Annotated in this window: 19 protein-coding genes, 3 tRNA genes and 4 pseudogenes; 11 read left to right on the plus strand and 15 right to left on the minus strand. The window is 69.5% G+C overall.

Going from position 1 to position 26,320, the window contains the following annotated elements; genetic code table 11:
* Positions 1-108 precede the first annotated feature (108 nt).
* Positions 109-447 (minus strand): annotated as a pseudogene (locus ACFVV1_RS19425) (PIN domain-containing protein); the annotation flags it as partial.
* A complete protein-coding gene (locus ACFVV1_RS19430) occupies positions 444-677 on the minus strand; it encodes a type II toxin-antitoxin system VapB family antitoxin (protein ID WP_389990513.1) in 234 nt (77 codons plus the stop codon). The gene ACFVV1_RS19430 and the pseudogene ACFVV1_RS19425, both read right to left, overlap by 4 nt.
* Positions 678-1,333: 656 nt before the next feature.
* Between ACFVV1_RS19430 and ACFVV1_RS19435 the strand changes: the two are divergent.
* A pseudogene (locus tag ACFVV1_RS19435) lies at positions 1,334-1,728 on the plus strand (transposase family protein); the annotation flags it as partial.
* 102 nt (positions 1,729-1,830) lie between these two features.
* Here ACFVV1_RS19435 and ACFVV1_RS19440 read toward each other — a convergent pair.
* Together ACFVV1_RS19440 and ACFVV1_RS19445 are read right to left on the minus strand one after the other, a co-directional pair.
* On the minus strand, positions 1,831-4,221 hold the full coding sequence (locus ACFVV1_RS19440) for a DNAJC11 domain-containing protein (protein WP_389990515.1): 2,391 nt from the start codon (positions 4,219-4,221) through the stop codon (positions 1,831-1,833).
* A 571-nt stretch (positions 4,222-4,792) separates the two neighbouring features.
* Positions 4,793-4,899: pseudogene (locus ACFVV1_RS19445) on the minus strand (IS5/IS1182 family transposase); the annotation flags it as partial.
* Between the two features lie 171 nt (positions 4,900-5,070).
* Between ACFVV1_RS19445 and ACFVV1_RS19450 the strand changes: the two are divergent.
* Positions 5,071-7,734: a glycoside hydrolase family 97 catalytic domain-containing protein gene (locus tag ACFVV1_RS19450; RefSeq protein WP_389990517.1), complete on the plus strand. Its 2,664-nt coding sequence runs from the start codon at positions 5,071-5,073 to the stop codon at positions 7,732-7,734.
* 81 nt (positions 7,735-7,815) lie between these two features.
* Here the strand turns inward: ACFVV1_RS19450 and ACFVV1_RS19455 are convergent, their stop codons facing one another.
* The gene (locus tag ACFVV1_RS19455; protein WP_389990519.1) at positions 7,816-7,941 is read right to left on the minus strand and encodes a hypothetical protein; all 126 of its coding nucleotides are present in this window, start codon (positions 7,939-7,941) and stop codon (positions 7,816-7,818) included.
* 9 nt (positions 7,942-7,950) lie between these two features.
* Between ACFVV1_RS19455 and ACFVV1_RS19460 the strand changes: the two are divergent.
* A pseudogene (locus tag ACFVV1_RS19460) lies at positions 7,951-8,283 on the plus strand (hypothetical protein); the annotation flags it as partial.
* Between the two features lie 561 nt (positions 8,284-8,844).
* Here the strand turns inward: ACFVV1_RS19460 and ACFVV1_RS19465 are convergent.
* From ACFVV1_RS19465 to ACFVV1_RS19475, 3 genes are all read right to left on the minus strand, one after another.
* Positions 8,845-8,918, minus strand: a tRNA-Ile gene (locus tag ACFVV1_RS19465).
* A gap of 268 nt (positions 8,919-9,186) precedes the next feature.
* Positions 9,187-9,259 (minus strand) — tRNA-Asn (locus tag ACFVV1_RS19470).
* Between the two features lie 5 nt (positions 9,260-9,264).
* Positions 9,265-9,337, minus strand: a tRNA-Asn gene (locus ACFVV1_RS19475).
* Positions 9,338-9,518: 181 nt separating this feature from the next.
* On the opposite strand from ACFVV1_RS19475, the gene ACFVV1_RS19480 reads away from it, so the two are divergent.
* From ACFVV1_RS19480 to ACFVV1_RS19495, 4 genes are all read left to right on the plus strand, one after another.
* Positions 9,519-9,827, plus strand: a complete 309-nt coding sequence (locus ACFVV1_RS19480; RefSeq protein ID WP_389990521.1) for a YtxH domain-containing protein — start codon at positions 9,519-9,521, stop codon at positions 9,825-9,827.
* A gap of 72 nt (positions 9,828-9,899) precedes the next feature.
* Positions 9,900-11,345 carry an FGGY family carbohydrate kinase gene (locus tag ACFVV1_RS19485; RefSeq protein ID WP_389990523.1) on the plus strand — a complete coding sequence of 482 codons (1,446 nt, stop codon included), beginning with the start codon at positions 9,900-9,902 and terminating at the stop codon, positions 11,343-11,345.
* A gap of 169 nt (positions 11,346-11,514) precedes the next feature.
* A complete protein-coding gene (locus ACFVV1_RS19490; protein ID WP_389990525.1) occupies positions 11,515-13,248 on the plus strand; it encodes an ABC transporter ATP-binding protein in 1,734 nt (577 codons plus the stop codon).
* Entirely contained in the window at positions 13,248-15,179 is a 1,932-nt protein-coding gene (locus ACFVV1_RS19495) for an ABC transporter ATP-binding protein (RefSeq protein ID WP_389990527.1), read from the plus strand. Before ACFVV1_RS19490 ends, ACFVV1_RS19495 begins: the two co-directional genes overlap by 1 nt.
* A 67-nt stretch (positions 15,180-15,246) precedes the next feature.
* On the opposite strand, the gene ACFVV1_RS19500 is transcribed toward ACFVV1_RS19495, so the two are convergent.
* The 5 genes from ACFVV1_RS19500 to ACFVV1_RS19520 all read right to left on the minus strand — a co-directional run bounded on the left by ACFVV1_RS19500 (position 15,247) and on the right by ACFVV1_RS19520 (position 21,596).
* Positions 15,247-16,341 (minus strand): RNA polymerase sigma factor, encoded by a 1,095-nt coding sequence (locus tag ACFVV1_RS19500; RefSeq protein WP_389990529.1) that lies wholly within the window; start codon positions 16,339-16,341, stop codon positions 15,247-15,249.
* Between the two features lie 256 nt (positions 16,342-16,597).
* Positions 16,598-18,505, minus strand: coding sequence for a DNA primase (gene dnaG, locus ACFVV1_RS19505; protein ID WP_389990531.1), 1,908 nt, complete (start codon positions 18,503-18,505; stop codon positions 16,598-16,600).
* A gap of 85 nt (positions 18,506-18,590) precedes the next feature.
* Positions 18,591-19,850: an NAD(P)/FAD-dependent oxidoreductase gene (locus tag ACFVV1_RS19510; RefSeq protein ID WP_389990533.1), complete on the minus strand. Its 1,260-nt coding sequence runs from the start codon at positions 19,848-19,850 to the stop codon at positions 18,591-18,593.
* A 201-nt stretch (positions 19,851-20,051) separates the two neighbouring features.
* Positions 20,052-21,389, minus strand: a complete 1,338-nt coding sequence (locus ACFVV1_RS19515) for a deoxyguanosinetriphosphate triphosphohydrolase (protein ID WP_389990535.1) — start codon at positions 21,387-21,389, stop codon at positions 20,052-20,054.
* 36 nt (positions 21,390-21,425) lie between these two features.
* Positions 21,426-21,596: a hypothetical protein gene (locus ACFVV1_RS19520; RefSeq protein WP_389990537.1), complete on the minus strand. Its 171-nt coding sequence runs from the start codon at positions 21,594-21,596 to the stop codon at positions 21,426-21,428.
* 258 nt (positions 21,597-21,854) lie between these two features.
* Here ACFVV1_RS19520 and ACFVV1_RS19525 point away from each other — a divergent pair, with 258 nt between their 5' ends.
* Positions 21,855-22,613 carry a vancomycin high temperature exclusion protein gene (locus ACFVV1_RS19525; RefSeq protein ID WP_389990539.1) on the plus strand — a complete coding sequence of 253 codons (759 nt, stop codon included), beginning with the start codon at positions 21,855-21,857 and terminating at the stop codon, positions 22,611-22,613.
* 51 nt (positions 22,614-22,664) lie between these two features.
* Here the strand turns inward: ACFVV1_RS19525 and cutA are convergent, their stop codons facing one another.
* Entirely contained in the window at positions 22,665-23,006 is a 342-nt protein-coding gene (gene cutA, locus ACFVV1_RS19530) for a divalent-cation tolerance protein CutA (RefSeq protein WP_389990541.1), read from the minus strand.
* 84 nt (positions 23,007-23,090) lie between these two features.
* Entirely contained in the window at positions 23,091-23,708 is a 618-nt protein-coding gene (locus ACFVV1_RS19535; protein ID WP_389990543.1) for an NADPH-dependent FMN reductase, read from the minus strand.
* An 88-nt stretch (positions 23,709-23,796) separates the two neighbouring features.
* Between ACFVV1_RS19535 and ACFVV1_RS19540 the strand changes: the two genes are divergently transcribed.
* The 3 genes from ACFVV1_RS19540 to ACFVV1_RS19550 all read left to right on the plus strand — a co-directional run bounded on the left by ACFVV1_RS19540 (position 23,797) and on the right by ACFVV1_RS19550 (position 26,280).
* On the plus strand, positions 23,797-24,597 hold the full coding sequence (locus tag ACFVV1_RS19540; protein ID WP_389990545.1) for an aminotransferase class IV family protein: 801 nt from the start codon (positions 23,797-23,799) through the stop codon (positions 24,595-24,597).
* 56 nt (positions 24,598-24,653) lie between these two features.
* The gene (locus ACFVV1_RS19545; protein ID WP_389990547.1) at positions 24,654-25,133 is read left to right on the plus strand and encodes a DUF5990 family protein; all 480 of its coding nucleotides are present in this window, start codon (positions 24,654-24,656) and stop codon (positions 25,131-25,133) included.
* 403 nt (positions 25,134-25,536) lie between these two features.
* On the plus strand, positions 25,537-26,280 hold the full coding sequence (locus ACFVV1_RS19550) for a hypothetical protein (RefSeq protein ID WP_389990951.1): 744 nt from the start codon (positions 25,537-25,539) through the stop codon (positions 26,278-26,280).
* Positions 26,281-26,320: the final 40 nt, after the last annotated feature.

The following is a 26,320-nucleotide window of genomic DNA, read 5'->3' on the forward strand; positions in this document are numbered from 1 at the left end:
TGCGGTGGAGCCATGAATCCCACCGCAAGACCGCACGAGCCAACACCGTCGAGGACTACATCGCAGCGTAATCAACCGGCCACCCGACAGGCTCTGAGCCGTCCCGGCGTGGAGCACCGTGTGACCGTGATGGACCGCTGTCGCACACACCAAGAGGTCGATGGCTCCGGAGGCGCGGTGCTGCGCTCGCTGGGTGAGCTTGTACTGCGCGGTCTCGACCCAGCGCCATGCGTTCTTGGGAACCGGCGAGAGATGGCAGAGATCATCCAGCTCTTCTGCCAACTCGTCCCGATGGGCCGGGCTCGTGGCCGAATAGAGGAACTCCGCCCTCGTGGGCTCGCAGATGTGGAACACGCCGGCGGCGATGTGTCCTTCCCGGGGCCGCAACACCCCCGGCATACGGAAGAGGTGCCACAGGGCGGACGCGTCGAGGAGGTACGTGATCACTCGAAGGCTGCCCGCCGAGCGCGCTTGGCAGCTGCATGCGCCGCAGCCGCAGCCTCGAACTCGCCCCGCTCACCACGCGCGGCCAGCTTCTCGGCAGCCTCCAGCCGCTTGATGCGCGCCACGTAGTCCCGCAGAGCCCCGTTGACCGTCTCCTTCTTCGTCGAAACACCCATGAGCCGCATCGCCTCGGCCAGCGCCTCGTCATCGAGATCGGCCTGGGTCACAGACATACCAGCCACCCCTCACCGCGAGTCCATGATGTACATAACCGCGCGGCGGTGCTCATTGCGCACGAGGCAGACCAGGTGCGGAGGGGGATGTCGCGCCGATGCGGAGGGGTCGGGTGGAGTGCGACGTCTCCCTCAACGGCCGTGGGACCGTTCCACGACGTTCCCACGGCGGCATCGCTACAAAGCCCCAGGTCAAAGCCGTGCAGGGCTCGTCTTCGAGGTGCGCGGACTCACGTTCGCCGCACCTCCGTGAGGCGTCCGCTGCACGCAAATGCCCCCGGAAAACGCGTTTCCCCAGGTCAGAACGATTCTGCCTGGGGTTGCCCGGTGGGGCGGGTGGGACTTGAACCCATTCAAGTGACGCCTCTCACCTGCGACGATGCCAAAACAACAGACAAAGCGGCCCGTTTCCATCCAGCCGCATCCTCCTCGATCCAGCTCGAACGGGAACCGTGCGGCGTTCGCCGCACCGCATCCGCTGCGAAGCAAACCGGTTGGCGGCTCCCATACGGTCCGCGTCTCATCTCGGTCTGCGCGCGAAGAACACCCTCGATCCCAAGCTCACGGAACACCCAACCTGGCTTATCGCCGCCCGCACCGGAAGGGCAGATCGTCACCCTCGGTCACAGCAATCAGATCGCGTTCCGACGGCCGGAACCTCGAGTAGGTCAAGGTTCGGGATGAACGTGCAGGTCCTCGCGGATCCAGCCGGCCGTCTGATCTGGGCCTCGGACGAGCTACCCGGAGCCGTGCACGACCTGACCGCGGCACGGACCCACGGCATTCCCGCCGCTCTCGCCGCCGACGACATCAAGTGCTGGGCGGACACGGCGTATCAGGGCGCAGGCCCTGCTGTCCGCGTCCCGTTCCGGGGCAAGAACCTGCACGGCTGACGCCGGCGTCACAACCGCCATCACGCCAAGATCCGCAGCCTCGGCGAAGCGCCATGGCCACCCTCAAATGCTGGCGGCTCCTGCGGAAGCTCCACTGCAGCACCACCCGGATCACCGCCGTCGTCCGTGCCGTCGTCGCCCTCGAACTCGCCACCTGATCGAGATGGAAAGGGCTCACGTAACGATCACGCTGGCCGACCCGGCACGGCTATCGGGGCCCCCGCCGCAGCCGTCCTGCATGCGTCGCTCGACTCCTGAACTCATAGGGCCGGCTGTAGCCCTTCGAAGCGCACCGTCCAGCGCTGGTCTGCTGGAAAGCCCGGCGCGTGCCGGTCGGGTGCGCCGTCCCAGCCGGCTGCCATGAACGCGATGGCGTACAGCAGCGCGGCGTTGCTCGGGAAGTACGGGAACGGCCCGCCGGTTGCCAGGCCTGCGTCGTCGAACTGGAAACCGGCGGCCGGGTGCAGCAGGAAGTCCACGGCGTCGTCGGGGCGTCCGAGCCGCGCGGCGCACATGGCGAGCATCGGGAAGTCCCATCCCCAGGTCCGGTCGAACCGCCAGCCGGTGAAGACCTTCTCGGCGGTGCGGGCCATCGTGGGGACATCGACGCCGTCGCCCGGCAGCCAGCCGTACGGGCCGATCAGGGCCGGGTGCTCGTAGTTCCACCGTGTCCACATGTCCTGGACGCCTTCATGCAGGACGTACGTGCCGTCCTGCACCGGCAGCGGCGCGAGCCCGTCGTGGACACGCTGCCACCCCGGATCGCTGTGCAGGCCGAGCCGTTCACGCCACTGCTGCGCGACCCGCAGGCCGAAGCGCCAGTAGGCGAGCTCGAACGTCGGGTTCTTCGTGGTCTTCGGGTCGGTGTTCTCCGAGACGATGTGCATGGGCGGGCCGAGAATGTAACGGCGCGTGTCTTCGTCCCAGAAGGCCCAGGAGGAGAGGAAGTCGGCGGTGTCGAAGACGATGTCGCGCCACTTTTGCAACGTGCTCTCGTCGGGATGCGCCCGGTAGTCCATCTCGGCGAGGAAGATCGGGTGCGGCTGTTGCCACACCAGCAGGGCGTGGATGACGTGCGGTGACTCGCGCCCGTCGGCCGTCGTGCACTTCGGCCAGCGCGCTCCGCGGAAGCCCTGGGACTCCGCGCGTTCGCGCGCCGACCGGTGGAAGCGTTCATAGACGTCCAGGCTGCGGTCGAGCATCGGCCAGCGGTTCCACAGCGCCCAGTGCGCGCCGTGCCACCAGTACATTTCCATGTGGAACTTGCCGTTCCAGCCGTTGTTGACGAGCCCGGATTCCTGCGGCGGCAGCGAGCCCGCCTCGTTCGCGCGCATCAGATACTGGGAGAGCACGACACGCCGCTCCAGTTCCGTCCAGCGCGGGTCAGTGCTTGCGGAGATGTCGATCGCTCCGCCGGAGAGCCAGTACTGCCGCCAGGCTCGCGTGCTCGCCGCGAAGGTCGCGCCCGACGTCGGCACCGACCCGGACGGCGTGGGCGCGAACGTGCAGGTGAACCGCAGCCGATCGGCACGGCGGTCGCCGGCGAGACGGTAGCGATGCCGATTGGCCGCTGCTCCGACCGACAGGTTCTGGCCGTCGGGGACGACGATGTCGTGGTCCTGGCCCGCGTACGTGTAGCCGAGCACCAGGCGCTTTGCCATGCCGGGCGCCGGGTCGCCGAGGTTCAGGTAGTTGACGAGGAGGATGAGCGAGTTGTCCGCGACCAGTTGCACGAGCTTGCCCGTGACGTCGGCCCAATGACCGTCGGTTCCGTACTGCGCAGTGCGGATGACGAGTTCTCCGGCGGTGGAGCCCAGGCCGGTGAACACCCCGTGGCCTTCCCAGGCGAGCGCGGCATGATATTCCGTGGAGTCCAGGCAGTGTGTGATGTCGGCATGGTTGTGCCCGCGTGTCGTCGCCGTCGTCTCGTGGGCGTCGGGGACACCGTAGGTGCCGACATACGCGGCGAACTCCTGCTCATCGGCGTAAGGGAAGTCGAGAAAGACCGCCAAGCGCTCGGCAGCGACGAGCGGCGAGTCGATTTGCACAGCGACCGTGTCGTGATCGGGGTGGCAGCAGGTGCGGACGTGCACCGGTTCACCGGCGACCTCGAACCGGCTGTCGACGACGCCGGTCCACAGGTCGAGTTCCTGGTGGATTCCCGTGATGTCGTCGGCGACGGCGGCGCGGCCGTCGGGCATGGCCAGCTCCAGACCGATACGTCCGAGGTTGATGCGACCCGGGTTGGCGTAGAGCCACGACGACAGGTCGGGCTGGTCCGGATTCGGAATGGGGTAGTCGACGGGGCGGCCGTGCGTGTCCCAGGTTTGGCCTCGGAAGTCCGACGGCTCCTGGTCGGGCGGCAGCGGGAAGCTGTGCCATCCCCAGTCGGACATGGTGTTGAAGGGGACGAACGTCTGCAGCCCGGTGACGTCGACACCGAACGCGAACCCGCCGTTGCCGACCTGCAGCGGGCTCTGCGTGTCGAGTTTCCCGCGCACGACTCGATGGCGGGCCACGACGGATTGCCGATCGATCGGACGCACCGACGTGGCATCGGCCGGTGTCCGAGCCGAGGCAGCGGGCTCCGAAGTGACGCCGACCACCGCCGCGGCCGCCGAGCCGGACAGGAACGTTCTACGAGTGACCATACGGCGCTTCCTGACTGAGAGATGGAATGGCCACCCGTCTCGGCCATGTGGGCGAGGTATCGGCGGTTGTCTCTGCACTCATCAGGGGACCTGATGCGACATCAATGGAAGGGCGGAGTGTCCCGGTCCGCACATCACACGCTCGGGCAAGGGGCTGGTCCGCCAGTCAGCTGACCAGTGCTCATCGTGCTCCTTCACTGACATCGAACGCTGGACAGCTCACGGAGATGATGACGTCGTTGATTCGATTCAACTGTGCGACAGGCTAGGCCAGTTGTCTCGATTCAGGCAATGCGCAGGAAGCAAGTCATCTGTGCCGCCCCTCGGCGCGCAGCCTCACCCGGCCACGTCTGACGCCATTGAACGTTTCAATCTCCGCCTCGCTCCGATGGGGCGGACGGTCCGACAAGCCCCAACAACAACGAGCCCTGGACGAGGCCCACGCACTGCGTCTCGTGACTGACGGGCCCCCACCCCTGGCCCCGGCCTACTGGTTCGCCGCCTGCCCGGGGCCTGTCCCGTAAATGATCTCTGGCTGCGTGCCGATGTGGCTGTCGGACGGTCCGGCCGTTTACCTGTCGGCGAGGTTGAGGTTGCGAAGACGGGCGACGCCGAGCATGGCGTGGTGGACACCATCGCCTTTGAGTCGGCAGTCGCGGGGATCTTCCAGGTCTTCATGGGCCGTGTGCGGTGAAACGATTCCGGTGCAGTCTGTATACAGGCTTCGCTCCGACCGGTAAGCAAGCACCAGCACTGTGCGAAGTCGTCCGGTGCTGTTGATAGTTGGTCGATTCCGATACGGAGGACTGGATGAGACGGCGAAACCTACGTGTTGGCCCCATTGCGCTGATGGCTGCGGCAGTCAGCGCCGCGCTGGCCCTGGGTTCGGCCAACCCGGCGAGCGCATTGCCCAACAACGTTGCCAGTCCACATTCCGGCCCTGCGGCCACGTCATGGACCGTGCAGCGCGGCGGGCCCACCGCAGTCGTCACCCTCGACCGGACCGACGGCTCGCTCGACTTCTCCGTCCGGCGGAACGGACGGACAGTCCTCGAACCCGCGCCCGTCGGTGTGGTCACCGATCAGGCGGATCTGACCTCGCGACTTCACCTGCTGCACCGTGCCGACCGGGTGGTCAACGAGAAGTACACGACGACCGTCGGCAAGCAGCTCCGGCGGTCCATCCACATGAACGAGTCGCGGTTCGCCTTCGAGGGGGAGAACGGCGCACGCCTCGATCTGGTGGTCCGGGCCGCCGACGACGGCGTGGCATACCGCTATGCGCTACCCGGCAAGGACGGCGTGACCATCGAGCACGAGGCCTCCGCCTTCCAGCCTCCGGCCTCCTCGCCGGCCTGGCTCAGCGCCTACGCCGCCCCTCACGAGCAGCCTTACGACCGGACCACCGCGGCCTCCGCGGCCAGCGGCGAGTACGGCTACCCGGCGCTCTTCCAGGTGGGCGACCAGAACCTCGTACTCGCCGAGTCGGACCTCGACGGCCGGTACTCCGGCAGCCGGCTGGTACACGAACAGGGCACCGGACGCTACGAGGTGGTTCTGGCCGACAAGGAGGTCCACTCGGACGGGCCGCTCACCACCCCGTGGCGCACCGCCGTCATCGGCGATCTCGCGACCGTCACCGAGTCCACCCTCATCGACGACCTGGCGCCGCCGTCCCGGATCCGCGACACCTCCTGGATCAAACCCGGGAAGGTCGCCTGGTCATGGCTGGCCGGGTTCAACGAGGCTCAGCGCAGCCTGGAGACGCAGCAGAAGTTCGTGGACTACGCCGCGGCGCACGGGTGGCAGTACGCCCTCGTCGACGACGGCTGGAAGACCACGGACTGGATGCCTCAGCTCATGGACTACGCGAAACGGCGCGGAGTGAAAATCCTGCTGTGGATGGCGTGGACGGACCTCGACACCGCCGCCGAGCGTGACGCGCAGCTGAACAAGGTCAAGAAGTGGGGCGCCGCGGGTCTCAAGATCGACTTCATGGACTCCGACACCCGTGGGCGTTATCAGTGGTACGACGAAATACTCAAGGCCACGGCCGAGCGCGAACTCGTCGTCAACTTCCACGGCTCCACGATCCCGAACGGCATCCAGCGCACCTGGCCGCAGGTGATGTCGATGGAGGCGGTGCACGGCGCCGAGCAAGGCGACGTCCGGGCCGACAACATCGCGACGCTTCCGTTCACCCGTAACGTCGTCGGGTCGATGGACTTCACCCCGATGGGTTTCCAGTTCGGTCAGCGCAGCACATCCGATGCGGCGGAACTGGCCCTGTCCGTCATATTCGAGTCAGGTCTGCAGAACTTCGCGGGCAGCATCGAGGAGTACCGAGCCCGTCCCGAACTGGCCCGCTTCCTGGAGCAGGTTCCGACGGTCTGGGACGAGACGAAGCTGCTGAAGGGCAGCGCGCCCGGTCTGAGCGCCGGATTCGCACGACGCAATGGCGCCCGATGGTTCCTGGGTGAGATGGCCGCAGGCGCGGCTCGTACCCACCAGGTGCCGCTGGACTTCCTGAGTGGCGGGATGTGGCGCGTCGATGTGGTCCGCGACGGCTCGGACGGTCTGGTCCGGGAGAGCCGGCTGCTCACTCGCCACGACACCCTGGAGGTGCCGGGGGTCGAGAACGGTGGATTCACCGCGATCGTCTGCCGCGCCGTGCCCAACCGGGCCAGTTGCGACGAGCCCGTACGCCATGTCCCCTCGGGCACGCTGACGGTGGACCCGCGGCAGACCGCGGCGGATCCGGGCACGGAGGTGAAGCTCGACGGCAGCTTCACGATCGACGAGTTCGGTCCGGTCACCGATGTCACGCTCAGCGCGAAGGCCCCGGAGGGCTGGAGCATCGAAGGGCCGGGGGCGACCGCAGCCGAGCTGGCCACCGGTCAGCCGCTGACCGCGGACTGGCGGATCACTGTGCCGGAGCAGCCCGCCTACGGCTGGACGGAAATTCCGGTCGCCGTCGCCTATCGGGACCCGGCCGCGGGCGCAACAGCCCCGAAACTGAGTCTGCAGAGGCAAGTCCGTGTCTTCGTGTCACCGCCCGGCATCGACTACGTCAGCGATCTCCCCTTCTCGGCGGAGAGCAACGGCTGGGGCCCGGTCGAGCGGGACACGTCCAACGGCGAGTCGGCCAAGGGCGACGGGGGCCCGCTTCGTATCGGTGACCGGACCTACGACAAGGGGATCGGCACGCACGCGCCCTCCGAGGTGACGGTCGGCCTGGGCGGTACCTATGACCGTTTCAGCGCCGACGTCGGCATCGACGAGGAGACGCCGGACAAGGGTTCCGTGGTCTTCGAAGTCATCGGCGACGGGAAGGTACTGGGCACGAGCAAGGTCATGGGCCCGAATGACGCCGCCCATGCCTTCGACATCGACGTCACCGGCGTGCAGCAGCTGACCCTGCGCGTGACGGACGGCGGCGACGGTAACGACTCGGACCACGCGGACTGGGCCGACGCACGGCTGCACATCACCGCCGACACCGCCCGCCGGTAACCGGACGGGCCGGGCGAAGCTCCCTGCCGTGAGCCGCGCGACCATCCGCGGCTCACGGCAGCGCCGCTGAGAGGTACGCGATCAGTCCACGGTGGCCGCACTGGACAACGCCGCCCGGGGCGCGACCTCCTCCAGCGCCGCCCACAGCGCGGCCACGTCGACATCGCAGCCGCTCTGCTCGATGAGCTCCCACTCCTCGATGAACACGTCGCCGTCCTGGTCATCCCCGACTCCCTGGAAGACGAGACCAACCAGGCTTTCGACAACGTGGAGCGCACGCTCGCCACGGTCGGCGCGACTTGGGTGGAGCGCACGCTCGCCACGGTCGGCGCGACTTGGAAGGACGTCATCCACGTCAACTCCTGCCACAAGGTCGCACCGGGAGATGACGCCATCGGCGACGACCACAACACGGTCATGGCCGAGCAGTTCCGCCGCCGCTTCGACGGTCGCGCGCCGATCTGGACGGAGACCGGCGTCACGGTCCTCGGCCTCGCCACCATGCGCGTGGAGATCCTTGGCACCGCCGTCGTCGGCTCCGGGAACTGACGCTCCGCTGTTGCCTTGTGCGCGGTCATTCAGTGCGCCCCTTTTTCGCTTGCCTGGTCGGCGCGGTCCACAAGGCCATGCTCGGTGCCGCGAGGTCGGGGTCACCGGCGGAGTCGACACCCACGAGGCCCTCCTCACTGCGGACGGGATCGGCCTCCCCCTCGGCTACCGCAAGCTCCTGACCCGACTCCGCTACATTCCGGATCCTGAAACTGGTCGGACTGCAGGGCCGGGCCGGCTATCTGCGTGAACAGAGCATCAGGGTGGTGGAGACCGACCAGCCGACCGCAAGAACCACTGCTGGCAGTGCAAGCCCGACCTGGCCGAGGCCGCAGCCCGTACCTCGCCCGCAGAACACCGCACTGAGGGGCCGTGGGAGCATTCATAGCCCTCCCACGAACACGGAACCGCAAAGAAGCCCAGGTCACAGCCGCGCAAGACTCACTCTCATGGCCCGAAGCCCCACGTTCGCTGCACCCCCGTGACGCGTCCGCTGCACGCAAAATGCCCCCGGAAAACGCGTTTCCCCAGGTCAGAACGATTCTGCCTGGGGTTGCCCGGTGGGGCGGGTGGGACTCGAACCCACGGCCGACGGATTATGAGTCCGCTGCTCTAACCGGCTGAGCTACCGCCCCTTTTCGGCGTGGCGCGTACAAGTGTGCGCGCCGTCTGCCGCAGCATAGCCGGTCATACGATCTCTCGCTCCGGATGGTCGGCCACACATGACCATGAAGACCGCGCTGCGCGCTGCCCGGTTCCGGTCGGTGCGAAGTAGACGCGAAAGAGCTGCCTGAACCCCACACGCACCACGGCGCGCCCCACGGCGCCGGACGGCCATGGGCACACCCCGGGCACCGCCCCGGGCACGCGAAAAAGGACCCCGCAGGGTCCTCTTCCGTTCCGCTCCCCCGACTGGACTCGAACCAGTAACCCTCCGGTTAACAGCCGAATGCTCTGCCAATTGAGCTACAGGGGATCGCGCTCCCCCGACTGGACTCGAACCAGTAACCTGCCGGTTAACAGCCGGCTGCTCTGCCAATTGAGCTACAGGGGATTGCTGCGTTTGCACCGGACTCCACCTACCTGGCTGCTGCCGGGCGGCGGGCGTTCGCTGCGACACATACATTAGCGCAAGCAGGGGGGTGCTTCGCCAATCGGTATCGCCCGGGGTGATCTCGGGTGCCCGCGGGTAGGCGGGCAGCACACGTCGCACTGAGCAAGGAAGGGTGGCAGCCATGCGGTACCGGCTCACGTTCATCGCCGGACTGGCCCTCGGATACGTGATCGGCACGCGGGCCGGGCGCGAGCGCTACGAGCAGATGAAGAAGTCCGCACGTCAGTTCGCCCAGAATCCGGCCGTGCGCAACACCGCCGAGTCCGCGGCGCGCAGCGGCCGCGATCTGGCCGACAAGGCCTGCCACACGGTCGGTGAGAAGTTCGGCGAGAAGGTGCCCGCCTCGGTGGCCGACCGGGTGCGCTCGCTGCGGGACCGCAGGCGGAACGGCCAGAACGGCGAGGACGACTGGGGCACCACCAACACGTAGCCGAACGGGCCGCCCGCCCGCTGCCGCATCACCGGTACGGAAACGCTCCGGCGGTGCGGCAGAATCTTGGGCATGGGCATAGTCGCCGGCTTGGACAGTTCTTCCGCCTTCACGCACATCGTCGTCTGCGATACGGACACCGGTGCCGTGCTGCGCCGGGGATTCGCCGCACACCCCGTCGAGGCGAAGGCCACCGAGGTCGACCCGCAGGCGTGGCTGCTCTCACTCGGCGAGGCCGCCGACGGCGGGCTGCTCGAAGGTGTGCAGGCCATCGGTGTCTCCGCGCAGCAGCACGGCCTGGTGCCGCTGGACCATCAGGGCAATCTCGTACGTCCGGCGCTGCTCGGCAATGACAAGCGTGCGCAGGTCGCCGCGGCCGATCTGGTCGAAGGGCTCGGCGGGCGGCAGTCCTGGGCCGAGGCGGTCGGGGCCGTGCCACAGGCCGCGCAGCCGGTGTCGAAGCTGCGCTGGCTGGCGCGGACGGAGCCGGAGGCGGCCCGGCGCGTGGCCTCGGTGCTGCAGCCGCACGACTGGCTGGTGTGGCAGCTGCTGGGGCGGCCGACCCGGCGGACCACCGACCGGGGCGCGGCGTCCGGCACCGGTTACTGGTCGGCGGGCAGCGGTTCCTACCGGCCCGATCTGGTGGAGCTCGCGCTGGGGCACCAGGCCGCGCTGCCCGAGGTGCTCGGCCCCTCCGACGCGGCCGGGACGACGCCCGAGGGGCTGCTGATCTCCGCGGGGACCGGCGAGACGATGGCGGCGGCGTTCGGGCTGGGGGTCGGGGTCGGCGACGCGGTGGTGTCGCTGGGCGCGTCGGGTTCGGTCATGGCGGTGCACCACGAGGCGCTGTCCGACCCCAGCGGGATGATCACCTCGTTCGCTGACGCGACGGGCATGCATCTGCCGGTGGTGTACACGTCGAACGCGGTACGCGCGTTGCGCGGGACCGCCGAGATGCTGGGCGTGGAGGGTCTTGAGGAGCTGTCCGCGCTGGCGCTGAAGTCGACGCCGGGCGCCTCCGGACTCGTACTCCTGCCGTATCTGGAGGGCGAGCGCACCCCGCATCTGCCGCACACGGCGGGGACGCTGTGCGGGCTGCGGCGCGAGTCGATGAAGCCGGAGCATCTGGCGCGGGCGGCGTTCGAGGGGATGCTGTGCTCCCTGGCCGACGCGCTCGATGTGCTGCGCGGCCGCGGGGTCGAGGTGCGGCGGGTGTTCCTGCTGGGCGCGGCGGCCGAACTGCCCGCCGTGCAGGGGCTCGCGCCCGCGTTGTTCGGTACACAGGTGGTCGTGCCGCAGCCCGCCGAGTACGCGGCGCTGGGCGCGGCCCGGCAGGCGGCCTGGGCGCTGGGGGTCTCGCAGGGGACGGCGGATCCGCTCACTCCGCCGGCCTGGCAGGGCGCCGCGGCGCAGGTGCTGGAGCCGGGCGAGGAGCTGGCGGTCGGGCAGGCGGTCCGCCAGCAGTACGTGGCGACGCGGGACCAGATCCATCCGGGGGCGTTCGACTCCGCGCGCTGAGCCGCACACCCTGCGTGACATGACCGGGTACACCCGCCGGAGATCGATCTTCTGCATGTGTACTCGGTCTGTTTTTTGACCTGGTCTTGAAGAAAATCGTTCGCGGTCGCCCTCGGGGGTACCGGAAAATGGGTCGACTCCCGACCTCTGCCGACTCCGAGAGACACGCGTGCTCATAAAACTCCTGCGGACCTATCTCGGTCCGTACAAGAAACCCATCCTGCTGCTGGTCCTCCTCCAACTCCTGCAGACCTGCGCCAGCCTGTATCTGCCCACCCTGAACGCCGACATCATCGACGACGGTGTCGTCAAGGGGGACACGGGCTACATCCTGGAATTCGGCGGCATCATGATCGCCGTCAGCATCGGCCAGGTGGTCTGCAACATGGGCGCCGTCTTCTACGGCGCCCGCACCGCGTCCGCCCTCGGCCGTGATGTCCGGGCGTCGATCTTCGACCGGGTGCAGTCGTTCTCCGCACGCGAGGTCGGGCGGTTCGGCGCGCCCTCGCTGATCACGCGTACGACCAATGACGTCCAGCAGGTCCAGATGCTGGTGCTGATGACGTTCACCCTGATGGTTTCGGCGCCGATCATGTGCGTCGGCGGCATCATCATGGCGCTCGGCCAGGACGTCCCGCTGTCGGCGGTGCTGCTCGCGGTGGTGCCGGTGCTCGGCATCGCGGTGAGCCTGATCGTCAAGCGGATGCGGCCGCTGTTCCGCACCATGCAGGAGCGGGTCGACACCGTGAACCGGGTGCTGCGTGAGCAGATCACCGGCAACCGCGTCATCCGCGCCTTCGTCCGCGACCGTTACGAGGAGGAGCGTTTCCGCGGCGCGAACAACGAGCTGACCGATGTGTCGCTGTCCACGGGCCGGCTGATGGCGCTGATGTTCCCGACCGTGATGACGGTCGTGAACGTGTCCTCGATCGCCGTGGTCTGGTTCGGTGCCCACCGCATCGACAGCGGCGGCATGGAGATCGGCGCGCTGACCGCGTTCCTCGCCTATCTGATGCAGATCGTCATGTCGGTGATGATGGCCACCTTCATGTTCATGATGGTGCCGCGCGCCGAGGTCTGTGCCGAGCGCATCCAGGAGGTCCTGGAGACCGATTCCAGCGTGGTTCCGCCCGTCGAGCCGGTGCGCGAGCTGCGCGCCCACGGTCATCTGGAGGTCCGCGGGGCGGACTTCCGCTACCCGGGCGCCGAGGAGCCGGTACTGCGGTCGGTGAATCTGGTGGCCCGCCCCGGCGAGACCACCGCGATCATCGGGTCGACGGGCAGCGGGAAGTCGACGCTGCTCGGGCTCGTACCGCGGCTGTTCGACGTGACGGACGGCCAGGTGCTGGTCGACGGCACGGACGTACGGACGCTGGAGCCGACGCTGCTGGCGAAGACCGTGAGCCTCGTTCCGCAGAAGCCGTACCTGTTCTCCGGGACGGTCGCGACGAATCTGCGGTACGGGAACCCGGACGCCACCGACGAGGAGCTCTGGCACGCGCTGGAGGTCGCGCAGGCCAAGGAGTTCGTCGAGGCACTGGAGCACGGCCTGAACGCGCCGATCGCGCAGGGCGGCACCAATGTCTCCGGCGGGCAGCGGCAGCGTCTGGCGATCGCCAGGACGCTGGTGCAGCGGCCGGAGATCTACCTCTTCGACGACTCGTTCTCGGCGCTCGACTACGCGACCGACGCGGCACTGCGCGGGGCACTCGCGCAGGAGACGGCCGAGGCGACCGTGGTGATCGTGGCACAGCGGGTGTCCACCATCCGCGACGCCGACCGGATCCTGGTACTGGACGAGGGCCGGGTCGTCGGCTCCGGTACCCATCACGAGCTGATGGACGGCAATGAAACGTACCGGGAGATCGTGCTCTCCCAGCTGACGGAAGCGGAGGCCGCGTAATGGCCGGTCCTGGCGGACGCATGATGGCGGGCGGGGCGCCGACCGACCGGTCCATGGACTTCAAGGGGTCCTCGAAGCGGCTGCTGAAGCGCTTCGCCTCGGAGAAGGCCTCGCTGTACGTGATGCTGGCGGCCTGCGTGCTGAGCGTCGGGCTGTCGGTGGTCGGGCCGAAGATCCTCGGCAGGGCGACCGACCTGGTGTTCGCCGGGGTCATCGGCCGGCAGATGCCCGACGGCACGACGAAGGAGCAGGCCGTCGAGGGCCTGCGCAAGGCCAACAGCGGCCTCGCCGACATGCTCTCCGGGGTGGACTTCGTCCCCGGTCACGGCATCGACTTCGGCGCGGTGGGCGACGTACTGCTGGTGGCGCTGGCGGTCTATGTCGGCGCCGGCCTGCTGATGCTGGTGGCGACCCGGCTGTCGATCCGGATCATCAACCGGGTCATCTTCCAGCTGCGTGAGGACATGCAGACGAAGCTGTCGCGGCTGCCGCTGTCGTACTTCGACCAGGCCAAGCGCGGCGAGGTGCTCAGCCGGGCGACGAACGACATCGACAACATCTCGCAGACGATGCAGCAGACGATGGGCCAGCTCATCAACTCCCTGCTCACCATCGTCGGCGTGCTGATCATGATGTTCTGGGTCTCGCCGCTGCTGGCGCTGGTCGCGCTGGTGACGGTGCCGCTGTCGGTCGTCGTGGCCGCGAAGGTCGGCAAGCGGTCGCAGCCGCAGTTCGTGCAGCAGTGGAAGGTGACGGGCAAGCTCAACGCCCACATCGAGGAGATGTACACCGGGCACACCCTGGTGAAGGTCTTCGGGCGGCAGGAGGAGTCCGCGCGGGACTTCGCCGAGCAGAACGAGGCACTGTACGAGGCGGGCTTCAAGGCGCAGTTCAACAGCGGGATCATGCAGCCGCTGATGATGTTCGTCTCCAACCTGAACTATGTGCTGATCGCCGTCGTCGGTGGTCTGCGGGTCGCTTCGGGTTCGCTGTCGATCGGTGACGTGCAGGCGTTCATCCAGTACTCGCGGCAGTTCTCGATGCCGCTGACCCAGGTCGCCTCGATGGCGAACCTGGTGCAGTCGGGTGTCGCGTCGGCCGAGCGCATCTTCGAGCTGCTGGACGCCGAGGAGCAGGGCGCCGACCCCGCGCCCGGCACGGGCGAGCGCCCGAAGGAGCTGCGGGGCAGCGTCTCGCTGGAGAAGGTGTCGTTCCGTTACGACCCGGAGAAGCCGCTCATCGAGGATCTCTCGCTGAACGTCGAGCCGGGCCACACGGTCGCGATCGTCGGCCCGACCGGCGCGGGCAAGACCACGCTCGTCAATCTCCTGATGCGGTTCTACGAGGTGACGGGCGGACGGATCACCCTCGACGGGGTCGACGTGGCGAAGATGTCGCGCGACGACCTGCGGTCGGGAATCGGCATGGTCCTCCAGGACACCTGGCTGTTCGGCGGGTCGATAGCGGAGAACATCGCGTACGGCGCTTCGCGCGAGGTCACCCGGGAAGAGATCGAGGAGGCGGCGAGGGCGGCCCACGCGGACCGCTTCGTCCGCACCCTGCCGGACGGTTACGACACGGTGATCGACGACGAGGGATCCGGCGTCAGCGCGGGCGAGAAGCAGCTGATCACCATCGCGCGGGCGTTCCTGTCCGACCCGGTGATCCTGGTGCTCGACGAGGCGACGAGCTCCGTCGACACCCGTACCGAGGTGCTGATCCAGAAGGCGATGGCGCGCCTGGCGCACGGTCGTACGAGCTTCGTGATCGCGCACCGGCTCTCCACCATCCGGGATGCCGACGTCATCCTGGTGATGGAGAACGGCTCGATCGTCGAACAGGGCACGCACGACGAACTGCTGGCCGCCGAGGGGACGTACGCCCGGCTGTACTCGGCGCAGTTCGCGCAGGCGGTCGCCGAAGTCGACTAGCGGGAACGGTCGGAAACGTGACGGGGCCCGTACCGCCGGCCGGCGGTACGGGCCCCGTCACGCGCGATCAGTCGAGGTAGCCGCGGAGTTGGTCGGCGTGGGCGTGGTCCCGCAGCTTGTTGAGGGTCTTGGACTCGATCTGGCGGATGCGTTCGCGGGTCACGCCGAAGATCCTGCCGATCTCCTCCAGTGTGCGGGGCCGCCCGTCGGCCAGCCCGTAGCGCAGCTGGACCACCTTCCGCTCACGCTCGTTGAGGGTGGAGAGCACCGCTTCCAGGTGCTCGCGCAGCAGCAGGAACGCGGCGGACTCGACCGGGGACGCGGCGTCGCCGTCCTCGATCAGATCGCCGAGGGCGACGTCGTCCTCCTCGCCGACCGGGGCGTGCAGCGAGACGGGTTCCTGGGCGAGCCGCAGGACTTCGCCGACCCGCTCCGGGGTGAGGTCGAGCTGGTCGGCGACCTCCTCGGGCGTCGGCTCGTAGCCGCGCTCCTGGAGCATCCGGCGCTGGACGCGTACGACCCGGTTGATCAGCTCGACGACATGGACCGGGACCCGTATGGTCCGCGCCTGGTCGGCGAGGGCGCGGGACATGGCCTGACGGATCCACCAGGTCGCGTACGTCGAGAACTTGTAGCCCCGGGCGTAGTCGAACTTCTCGACCGCCCTGATCAGTCCGAGGTTCCCCTCCTGGACCAGATCGAGCATGGTCAGCCCGCGGCCGACATAGCGTTTGGCGACGGAGACGACGAGGCGGAGGTTGGCCTCGATGAGACGGCGCTTCGCCATCCGCCCCATGACCACCAGCCGGTCGAGGTCGACGGCCAGCCGGGTGTCCGGGTCCGGGGTGCTCGCGAGCCGTTCCTCGGCGAAGAGTCCGGCCTCGACGCGGCAGGCGAGCTCCACCTCGTCGGCTGCGGTGAGCAGCGGGATCCGGCCGATCTCCCGCAGATACTGGCGGAAGAGGTCGGAGGACGGGCCGGCGGTCTCCGGGCGGCCCCTCGGCTCCGGGGGTTCGGGCACCTCCGGCGGCTCCTCCATGAGTGCCTCGGGTGGGTCGGACGGTGTCTGCGGCTCCACCGCGGCCTCCGGATGATGCACGGCCCGGTTCTGCGCGGGGATGGCCGAGACGTGCTCGGTTTCGGTCACGGTCCGGGTCTGCACGGGGGCGACCTCCAGGTGATCGCTGCCGGATCGCGGGGGATGACGGACCACCGTTCGGTGGGCCGGCCGCGCTCCGATGACTCAGGCACCGCCCCCCAGTGTGGGGGAAGACACATCGCCGCCACGAGGGGCGTGCGGGGACTTTCTGAGTCCGGTCCGTGACCGACCGGTTACGGGGACGGGGCCGGGCACGGGCGTGAGTTTCCGGCCCGTCCGGCGATCGAGGACGGAACGGCGGACGGCCGGGGGCCTCGCTTCAGAGCGCGTCGGCGCCGTTGTTGCGCAGGGACTGGGCGTACTGCTGGAGGACCCAGACCTCGTTCTGCGCGGCCGCCAGATGGTCCGGGGCCACATTGCTGCCGAGGCGGGCGAGGCTGCCCTGGACGTCGTTGATCCGGCGGTCGACGGCGCGCAGGCGGACCTTGACCAGGTGCTCGCCCGCGTACGCCTCGTCGATGGACTTGCCGTGGAAGACCTCGACCGCCAGCTCGGTGACCAGCTTGCGCACCGTGTCGTTGGGGGTCGCGTCGAGCACCTGGACGAGGTACTCGCGGGTGTCGGGGACACCCGGCTCTGCGCCGCCCGCCTCCGCGATGCACTGGCGGACCGCGGCGTACGGCGGGGCGGTGAACTCGTCCATCCCGTAGGCGTCGAAGGCCGGGGAGACCAGGGCGGGCCGCTGCAGGGCGAGCTTCAGCAGTTCGCGCTCGGTGCGGTGCGCCGGGCTGCGGAGGTTGAGCGCGGGGCCGGAGGGGGCGGCGAGGGCCTGGACCTGCTGGGGCTGCGCGCCGGCGCGGGAGGAGGCCGACTCAGGTCCTCGCCGGTCGCCCCGCCCTCGGGCCCACTGGGCGAGCTGGTTGACCCGGTGCACGACGTACTCCTGGTCCAGGATGCCGACGAAGCCGGCCAGCTGGACGGCGACCTCGCGCTGCACACTGCCCGTCTTGATCTTGGCGACGACGGGCGCCGCCTCGTCGAGCGCGGCGGCGCGGCCCGCCGGGGTCTCCAGGTCGTACCGGCCGACGATCTGACGGAGCGCGAACTCGAAGAGCGGCGTGCGGGGTTCGACCAGATCGCGGACGGCCTCGTCGCCCTTGGCCAGGCGCAGATCGCACGGGTCCATGTTGTCCGGGGCGATCGCGATGTACGTCTCGGCGGCGAACTTCTGGTCGTCCTCGAAGGCGCGCAGCGCGGCCTTCTGGCCGGCCGCGTCACCGTCGAACGTGAAGATCACCCGAGCGCTGCCGTTGTCCATCAGGAGGCGGCGCAGGATCTTGATGTGGTCGCCGCCGAAGGCCGTACCGCAGGTGGCGATCGCGGTGGTGACCCCGGCGAGATGGCAGGCCATCACGTCGGTGTAGCCCTCGACGACCACGGCCCGGCTGGCCTTCGCGATGTCCTTCTTCGCCAGGTCGATGCCGTAGAGCACCTGGGACTTCTTGTAGATCGCGGTCTCGGGGGTGTTGAGGTACTTCGGCCCGTTGTCGTCGTCGCGCAGCTTGCGGGCGCCGAAGCCGACGACCTCGCCGGAGGTGTCGCTGATCGGCCACATCAGCCGGCCGCGGAAGCGGTCGATCGGGCCGCGCCTGCCGTCCTGGGAGAGGCCGGAGGCGATCAGCTCCTTGTCGCTGAAGCCCTTGCCGCGCAGATAGCGGGTCAGGTGGTCCCAGCCCGCCGGGCTGTAGCCGACGCCGAAATGGGCGGCCGCCGCCTGGTCGAAGCCGCGCTCGGCGAGGAACTTCCGGCCGATCTCGGCCTCGGGGCTGTCCAGCTGCTCCAGGTAGAACTGGGCTGCCACCTTGTGCGCCTCGACCAGCCGGATGCGCTCACCGCGCTGGTGGGAGGGGTTGTAGCCGCCCTCCTCGTACCGCAGGGTGATGCCCGCCTTGGCGGCGAGCCGCTCGACCGTCTCGGAGAACGAGAGATGGTCGATCTTCATCACGAAGGCGATCGTGTCGCCGCCCTCCTGGCAGCCGAAGCAGTGGAAGAGACCCTTGCTCGGGCTGACCTGGAAGGAGGGGGACTTCTCGTCGTGGAACGGGCAGAGGCCCTTGAGGTTGCCACCGCCCGCGTTGCGCAGCTGGAGGTACTCGGAAACGACGGCGTCGATCGGGACCGCGTCCCGTACCGCCTTCACGTCGTCGTCATTGATCCTGCCTGCCACGGGTGAAGTCTACGGGTGGGGTACGACAGCCGTGCCGCGCGCCGATGTGATCCACGGAACCCGGCGGGGCGCGGCCCGGCTCCGTTCAGGTCAGGGAGGTCAGCGGTACCGACGGGTCCGCCAGTGCGTCCGGGTCGATCTGCCGGCCGGACCGGATCAGTTCCTGCACGGCGTCGGTGACGTCCCACACGTTGACGTTCATGCCGGCCAGCACCTTGCGGTCCTTCAGCCAGAAGGCGATGAACTCGCGCTTCCCCGCGTCGCCGCGGATGACCACCTGGTCGTAACTGCCCGGCGGCGCCCAGCCCGAGTATTCGAGGCCGAGGTCGTACTGGTCGGAGAAGAAGTACGGCACCCGGTCGTAGCCGACCTCCTGGCCGAGCATGGCGCGGGCCGCGGCCGGGCCGCTGTTCAGCGCGTTCGCCCAGTGCTCCACGCGCAGCCGGGCGCCGAGCAGCGGATGGGCCACGTTGGCGACGTCCCCGGCCGCGAAGATGTGCGGGTCGGAGGTGCGCAGCGAGGCGTCGACGGCGATGCCGCCGCCGTCCTTGCGCGCGGCCATGGCGAGCCCGGCGGCCTCGGCGAGACCGGTGCGCGGGGCGGCGCCGATCGCGGCGAGCACGTCGTGGGCGGGGTACTCCTCGCCGTCGTCGGTGCGGACCGCGAGGACCAGGCCGTCCTGGCCGATGATCTCGGTGAGGCGGACACCGAAGTGGAAGCGGACGCCGTGGTCGCTGTGCAGATCGGTGAAGATCTGGCCCAGTTCGGGGCCGACGACCTGGTGCAACGGGGTCGGCTCCGGTTCGACGACGGTGACCTCGGCGCCGTACTCGCGCGCCGCCGCCGCGACCTCCAGACCGATCCAGCCGGCCCCGGCGATCACCAGATGCCCGTTGTCACGGCCCAGGGAGGTCAGTACGTTGCGCAGCCGGTCGGCGTGGGCGAGGCGGCGCAGATGGTGGACGCCGGCCAGGTCCGTACCCGGAATGGGGAGGCGGCGCGGCTCGGCCCCGGTGGCGAGCAGCAGCTTGTCGTAGTGGACGACGGTGCCGTCGCCGAGCTGTACGGAGCGGCCCTCCCGGTCGAGGACGGTGACGGGCTGGCCCAGATGGAGCTCGATGTCGGCGCCCGCGTACCAGGCCGTCTCGTGGACGAATACGCTGTCCCGTTCCTCCTTGCCGGACAGATAGCCCTTGGAGAGCGGCGGCCGTTCGTACGGATGGTCGCGTTCATCGCCGAGAAGGATCACCCGGCCGCTGAAACCCTCCGCCCGGAGCGTCTCGGCCGCCTTCGCTCCTGCCAGTCCTCCGCCGACGATGACGAACGTCCGATGTGCGTCGACCACGTGATGCCTCCTCGGTGCTTGCTGCGCGGGGCCCGACTGCGAGCGTCCCGCACGCAGCGTGATGGCGAAAGAGGGTGTACACCGATCAGGTCACACCCAGTGGTCATGGGCAAGCCCGCGGACGAGGCCGGGGGCGGTGACCGCCGGGCGTACACGGTCGTACGCGGTCGTGATCCAGCCGCGTGGACGGGGGAGCTCCGGTCAGCGGCGGCGTGCGGTGAGGGATGCGTGCAAGGCACGCGCCGAGGCGTCGGTCAGGGCGGCGATCTGGTCGACGAGGACCCGCTTGCGGGCCCGGTCCCCGGAGGCGGCGTCGAACAGTGCCCGGAACTGCGGCTCCAGCCCCTCCGGGGCGCCTGCGGTCAGCGCGGCGGCCAGTTCCGCGATGACGATCCGCTGGTCGGCGCGGATCGCCTCCTGCTCGGCGCGCTGCATGACGTACCGGTCGGCGACCGCCTTGAGGACGGCGCACTCGTTGCGTGCCTCGCGGGGGACGACGAGCTCGGCCGCGTACCGGATCAGCCGGCCCGTCCCGTACGTCTGCCGGGTGCCGGTCTCGGCCGCGAGGCAGAACCGGCCGATCAGCTGGCTCGTGGCGTCCTTCAGCCGGGCCTGGGCGACGGCGGATCCGTCGTAGCCGTGCGGCCACCAGTCCTGGGCGATGAGCCGGTCCAGGGCGTCGGCCAGCTCCGCGGGGTCGGTGTCCGCCGGGACGTAGCGGCCGATGGCGACCGCCCAGATCGCGTCCCGCTCGGGCTCGGCGTAGAGGCAGTCGGGGTCGATGTGCCCGGCGTGCAGCCCGTCCTCGAAGTCGTGCACCGAGTACGCGACGTCGTCGGACCAGTCCATGACCTGGGCCTCGAAGCACTTGCGGTCCTTCGGGGCGCCGTGCCGGGCCCACTCGAAGACGGGCAGGTCGTCCTCGTACACCCCGAATTTCGGCGAGCCGGGGTCGGTGGGGTGTCCGCCGCGCGGCCACGGGTACTTGGTGGCGGCGTCCAGCGCGGCACGGGTCAGGTTGAGTCCGACGCTGACCAGCTCTCCGGTCCGGGTGTCGGGCACGAACCGCTTCGGTTCGAGCCGGGTCAGCAGGCGCAGCGACTGGGCGTTCCCCTCGAAGCCCCCGCAGTCCGACGCGAAGTCGTTGAGCGCCTGCTCCCCGTTGTGTCCGAACGGCGGGTGACCCAGGTCGTGGGCCAGGCAGGCCGCCTCGACCAGATCGGGGTCGCAGCCGAGCGCCGCCCCGAGCTCGCGGCCTACCTGGGCGCATTCCAGGGAGTGGGTGAGCCGGGTCCGCGGGCTGGCGTCCCAGGCGTGGCTGCGGGTGCCGGGGGTGACGACCTGGGTCTTTCCGGCGAGCCGGCGCAGTGCGGCGGAGTGCAGGACCCGGGCGCGGTCACGCTGGAACGCGGTCCGCCCCGGCCGTTTGTCCGGCTCGGTGTCCCAGCGCTCGGCGTCGGCGGCGGTATAGGGGGCCGTGCCGTGGTCCTGGGTGCCATGGGTGCCGTGGGTGCACTGGGAATCCTGCGTACCGTCCATGGTTCCGACAGTAAACGGCCGGACCGACAGGACGGCTCAGGCGGATGCGCGCCGATCGGCCGGGGCGACGGCCTCTTCGGCCGCCGCGGCGCCGGCCCCGATCCGCCGGGCAGACCCCGGGTCCGGGGCCCGCGCGGCGGTCCGTCGGGTTCCGTCCCGGGAGACGAGACCGAGCTGGGTGCCGAGTCGGGCGGTGATGCGGGTCAAGAGTTGCGCCGTGCTGTCGATGGGCAGGGACTCATCGGGATGTGCCGGTGCCGACTCCGTGATGCACCAAGGGTGCAGGGGCGAGGTTGCCGCACCGTTGCGCGGGAGTGACGGCTGCTCACCGGAGGCGTCGCGTCGAACGGAGCGATCGGAAACGGTAACGAAATCAACGAAATCGGGAGATGGAGAACCCTTTCTCCCCGTCGGTCGTCCGATCATGTGGAACAGCGTGGACAGGGCAGGAACAGGGGGACACCCATGCGGGAGAAGCAGCCGGGACGGCTGAGGCGGCTCGGACGGCTGAGGCGGCTCGGACGGCTGAGGCGGCTCGGACGGCTCGGGCGGTTTCGGCCGCGGTGGCCGCGGACGCGGCGCGGGCAGCGGCGGGCCGTGCAGGGGGTGATGCTCGCCTGCGTGGTGGCGCTGGCGCCCGCGACCTGGATGTACTCCGTCGCCGATGCCCGGGTCAGGACGACCGCGGACGCGCCCGCGCAGCAGGTCGCCATGGTGTTCGGGGCCGGGCTCTGGCAGGGCAAGCCGTCGCCGTATCTCGCGAACCGGCTCAAGGCCGCCGCCGAGCTGTACCGGGACGGGAAGGTGAAGGTCGTGCTCGTGACCGGTGACAACAGCCGCAAGGAGTACGACGAGCCGGACGCCATGCGCACGTATCTCAGGGCGCAGGGCGTGCCGGACGAGCGGATCGTGAGCGACTTCGCCGGGTTCGACACCTGGGACTCGTGCGTCCGGGCCAAGAAGATCTTCGGGGTCGACCGCGCGGTGCTGGTGAGCCAGGGGTTCCACATCCGGCGGGCGATCGCGCTGTGCCGGACCGCGGGGATCGACGCGTACGGCGTCGGAGTCGACGCCGTACACGATGCGACCTGGTACTACGGCGGCACGCGGGAGGTGTTCGCGGCGGGAAAGGCGGCGCTGGACGCCGTGTTCAGGCCGGACCCGCACTTCCTGGGCCCCGAGGAGCCCGGGATCGGGGAGGCTCTGGCGGCGGGCGAGCGCTGACGGCCGCGGGTGCCGGTTCTAAAAAAGCGCCGGTTCTGAAGAGCGCCGGTTCTAAAGAGGGGTGACCGGGGTGGTCTCGGCCGAGACCCAGTCGAGGTAGCGGGCGCTGCCCCGTACCACCGGGATCGCGATGACCTCGGGCGTTTCGTAGTCGTGCGCCGCCAGGAGATGCGCCTCCAGTTCGTCGTAGCGCCCGGCCGTCGTCTTGAACAGCAGCTGCCACTCCTCGGTGGTCTCGATGGCGTTCTGCCAGCGGTAGACCGAGGTGATGGGCGCGGAGATCTGTACGCAGGCGGCGAGCCGCGCCTCCACCGCGCCCTGCGCCAGGGAATGGGCCTTCTCCTCGCTGTCGGTCGTGGTCAGTACGGTCAGCCATGCCGGCGGCGTCGTCACCTTCGGGCTCCTCGGTGTCGGTCACTGGGTCACTGGGTGTCCTTCGATTGTCGGGGGCATCGCGGCGCGGCGCAGTGCCCGGTGTCAGACGCCGTACGGACGGACGGCCTTGGCGTCGCGCAGCGCGCGTCCCCACCAGACCAGCTGGTCGAGCAGGGCCTTGGCCGCCGCGTCGCAGCCCGAGGGGTCCTTGTGCCTGCCCTCGCCGTCGAACAGGGCGTCCGCGTTGTGGAACGACACGGTTTCGCGGATGCCCACGGCGTGCAGCTCCGCGAAGACCTGCCTGAGGTGCTCGACGGCGCGCAGGCCGCCGGAGACTCCGCCGTACGAGACGAAGGCGACGGGTTTGGCCTGCCACTCGGCGTGGTGCCAGTCGATGAGGTTCTTCAGCGGTGCCGGGTACGAGTGGTTGTACTCGGGGGTGACGACGACGAAGGCCTCGGCCGCCGCCAACCTGGGTGACACGGAGGCGAGTTGGGCCAGCATTTCGGCGTCGGGCCGGTGGGAGAGGGCGCTCGGGAGATCGAGTTCCGCGATGTCGACCAGACCGGTCTCGATGCCGGGGTGACCGGCGGTGCGCGAGAGGAACCAGCCGGAGACGACGGGGGCGAAGCGTCCCTCGCGATTGCTGGCGAGGATGACCGCGACCTTCAGGGGCGCGGCAGAGGCAGTAGTGGGTGCGGGTGCTGTGGTGAGGTCCATGCGGCGAGGTTCATATGTCAACCATGGTTGAGGTCAAGCCCGGTCCGTCGAGGGCCGTCATCGCCCGTCGCGGCATACCGTGGGCCGCATGACCACTGCCCCTCCCGCGCCCTTTCCGTATGCCGAGTTCAACGGGCATCCGGCCACCGAGGCGGATCTGCGGATTCCCGCCTTCCTCGGCTACGGCCATTTCACGGCCATGCAGGTCAGGGACGGAAAGGTGCGCGGCCTCGCCCTGCATCTGGCCCGGCTGGACTCGGCGAACCAGGAGCTGTTCGAACGCCCGCTGGACGGGGAACGGATCCGCGAGCTGATCCGGCACGCCCTGGACAGTGCCGGGGTACGGGACGCCTCGACCCGGGTGTACGGCTTTCTGCCGCCGGGCGACACGGAGACGACCGTCATGGTCACGGTGCGCGGGCCGGCGCGGAAGTCCACCGAGCCGCACGGCCTGATGTCCGTCCCGTACGCCCGGACCGTGCCGCACATCAAGCGTCCCGGCGAGTTCGGCCAGACGTACTACGCGCGGCTCGCCGCACGCGCGGGTTTCGACGAGGCCCTGCTGACCCTGCCGGACGGTGCGGTGACGGAGGGGGCGATCACCAACGTCGGTTTCTGGGACGGCACTTCGGTCGTCTGGCCCGCCGCCCCTTCGCTGCTCGGCACCACCATGGCACTGCTGGAGCGGCAACTGCCCGGCGCGGGGCTGGAGTCCGTACGGCGTCCGGTCACGTTGGACGGGCTGGCCGGGTACCGTTCGGCGTTCCTCACCAACTCGCAGGGCATCGCACCGGTCCGGCGGATCGACGCCATCGAGTTCACGGTGGACGAGGAACTGATGAAGCGCATCGGGCAGGCGTACGACAGCGCGCCATGGGACACGATCTGAGGCCTCCCGGCATCACGCGGGCCGGCCGGGGCCGAGGAGGGGAGGAGCATGGGGGCATGCTCCTCCACATCGAAGGCTCTCGCCTCCCCGGCCTCACCTGCGGGCCCGACAGCGATTTCCCCGGCGCCCACAACATCCACGTGGCCGTGCAGCGCAAGGACAGGCCCGGCGAACTGCTCGGCCCGCACCGGGGCGACGCCCCGTCGGCCTCGTGGACCCTGAGCTGCACCGCGACCCCCGCCGCGGACGGTGTCGAGATCAAGGGACCCTACGTGCAGAACCGGCTGGGCGGGCGCTTCGTCTATCTGTCCTGGGGCACGGTCGACGAGGACGGCGTCTTCTCCATGTTCCGGCGGGCCAAGCTGATGCTGGGCGACATCGATGCGGCCGTGCTCGAAGCCGCCGTGCGCTCGGGGCATCTCACCGCACGGCTGCCCCTCTCCGACGCCAAGGGGCAGCCACTCTGCGCGAGGGTGCGGCCGCCGGTCGTCGAATGGTCCGCCGCCGCGCCGACCCGGGAACGCCGCGCGTCCTGAGAACGCCGCGCGGTTGCGGGAACGTCATGTCGCGGGGAGTCCGGCACGGAACCGCCCCCACCGGAACCAGGGGGGATGGGGCCGGTGGGGGCGGCGGCCGGGGGCGGCCTGGCGCACCGTCCCGTGGGGGGGTTTCAGACGTGTGCCCGACCCCCACACATTCATGCATGTGATGTACGCCACTCTCCTCCCGGATGGCGTCACCCGATCGGCACCGGACGGTGAGATGCCGGTCACACTCGCTTCGATCATGGCCGTGACCTGCACACATACGTCTTGGCAAGGATGCCGCGCCGGGCCGTTCGGGTGAAAGCTGACTTCATGTCAGCAGGCATGGGCGGCGGCCGGCCCGTTAGCTCGTGGTCAGGACACACCTACTCGCGCCATTGCCGGAGGAACCCCCATGCGTCCTGCCCGCCTAGTGACCGGTACCGCCGCTTCCGCGGTCACCATAGCCACGCTCGGCCTCTTCACCGCCGGGCAGCCCGCGTACGCGGGTGATGCCGGCACGCTGCGGGTCGGCTCGGCGGCCGCGCCACGGACCAACGGCGGCCCGGAGGCGCAGGGCGGCGACGGGGACAACGGGGACAGTCCGTCCGGGTCCGGGCGCGACACCCCCTTCGGCCTCAATGTCCCCTCACTGCTCGACTCCGTCGGCGGGCTCAACGCCTTCTCCGGGCTCAACACCCCCTCGAGGGACGAGGGCTCGAACGAGCGCGGGAGCGGGAACCGGAACCAGTCCGAGGACTGGGGCTCGGGCAAGCACAACAGCTCGTCCGGGCGCGACAGCTCATCGTCGGGGCGCGACAGCTCATCGTCGGGGCGCGACAACTCATCATCCGGTCACGACAACTCGTCCTCCGGGCGCGACAACTCATCGGGACGCGACAGCTCGTCCTCGTCCGGGCGCGACAACTCGTCCTCGGGGCACAGCAACTCGTCCTCCGGGCGCGACAGCTCGTCCTCCGGGCGCGACGACTCGACCGTGCCCACCGGCCCCAGCGGGCACGTCAAAACAGGCGTCGGCGGCAGTGTCCGGTCCGACACCTCCCAGATCGCGGCGGGCGCCGGCGTACTCGCCGCGGCCGCCGTCGGCGGAACCTGGCTCCTGCGTCGCCGGGCGAGCGGCACGCAGGAGGCCGGCTGACGGAGACGGATTCACGTCTCCGTACCGCCAGGTTCCCGTC

It is taken from the genome of Streptomyces sp. NPDC058092 (genome assembly GCF_042884935.1).
Classification (GTDB): domain Bacteria; phylum Actinomycetota; class Actinomycetes; order Streptomycetales; family Streptomycetaceae; genus Streptomyces.